Origin of the sequence: Romboutsia sp. 13368, assembly GCF_018336475.1 — a bacterium.
GTDB lineage: Bacteria > Bacillota > Clostridia > Peptostreptococcales > Peptostreptococcaceae > Romboutsia.
Window position 1 is genome coordinate 2,065,042 of record NZ_CP048741.1, and the last position, 960, is coordinate 2,066,001.

The 960-nt window shown below is 33.0% G+C and carries 2 tRNA genes and 1 other RNA gene; all 3 read right to left on the reverse strand.

From position 1 onward, the window contains the following. Positions 1 to 183: 183 nt before the first annotated feature. Positions 184 to 258: transfer RNA gene (locus G3997_RS08560), tRNA-Thr, on the reverse strand. Between the two features lie 4 nt (positions 259 to 262). Then, positions 263 to 338, reverse strand: a tRNA-Asn gene (locus G3997_RS08565). 14 nt (positions 339 to 352) lie between these two features. Next, positions 353 to 694: RNase P RNA component class A (rnpB, locus tag G3997_RS08570), an RNA gene on the reverse strand. Positions 695 to 960 lie beyond the last annotated feature (266 nt).

Sequence of the window (960 nt, forward strand, 5' to 3'; positions counted from 1 at the left end):
CATATTTCTACAATATATTATATTTTCCCCTATCGTATATATCAATTCTTTTCGTTATACTTTTTTCGACATTCTTCGACTCGATCAATTAAAATAATATTTAGGGTACTTCTATCTATTATATATAAAACAATATCCAGTATATTTGTAATAAAAAAGACTATACAAATGTATAGTCTTTATTGGAGCTGGTGATAGGAATCGAACCTACAACCTGCTGATTACAAGTCAGCTGCTCTACCGTTGAGCCACACCAGCATATTGGCGGGAATAACAGGACTCGAACCTGTGACCCATTGATTAACAGTCAATTGCTCTACCAACTGAGCCATATTCCCATTTTATATCAATAAATATAAGCAAGTCTATAAGCGGAGTTCTGTATTTGACAATCATCTTTCTAGGCTTATTGTCACCAATAAGCTCAAGCGACCTACCAACCGGAGGATGCGAGCAACATCCTTTTAGCCCTATTTTGGTCTTGCTCCAGGTGGGGTTTACACGGCTTTGCTAGTCACCTAGCAAACGGTGAGCTCTTACCTCGCCTTTTCATCCTTACCACATAAAGTGGCGGTAATTTTCTGTTGCACTTTCCTTAGGATCACTCCCACTAGGCGTTACCTAGCACCCTGCTCTATGGAGCTCCGACTTTCCTCACGTAGCAAATGCTACCCGCGATTGTCTGGCTTACTTAGTATTTAATTGATACTAATATATTATCATAAGTTTTTATCTCTGTCAAAAGTAAATTTTTGTTTTTAAAGTAATTAGTAACTAGTTTTTATAAAATATAAATTATTAAAAWTTAGTTAACTGTGTTAAATTCTGATACTCTTTTCTCTAACTTAGATACTTTTATCTTAATTTTATTTAATTCATTTATATTATTTTTACTTTGTAATTACAAAATTTTAAATTTATCAATCATTTTGTATTCTAATTTATCAATTTTAGTATTAA